We start from the raw sequence: 264 nt of genomic DNA on the forward strand, positions 1-264 counted from the left end.
CTCGCGCGTGACGACCACGACCGACTGCGCGACCCGCAGACCGGCGAGGATGCTCGCGGGATGAGCGGCCGACGAGAGCACGAGGAACGTGATCTCATCGCTGCCGGCGTTCTCGATCGCCGCGTAGGTCTGATCGGTGAGCAGCAGGTCTCCCTGGTACTCGTCACCCTCGTCGGTCGCCGAGAACACGCGCAGGGAGGGGATGGTCGCGGAGGTCGCCGTGCCGGCTTCCTCCTCCTCCAGCGCGAGTGCCGCGCGCAGGTG

1 protein-coding gene is annotated in these 264 nt (G+C 69.7%); it reads right to left on the reverse strand.

Annotated elements, in window-relative coordinates; translation table 11 throughout:
- Positions 1 to 264: hypothetical protein (locus SB658_RS24770; RefSeq protein WP_410603048.1), on the reverse strand; the 264-nt coding region annotated here is incomplete at both ends.

The organism is Bacillus sp. SIMBA_008 (assembly GCF_046535495.1).
Lineage (GTDB): Bacteria > Bacillota > Bacilli > Bacillales > Bacillaceae > Bacillus > Bacillus subtilis.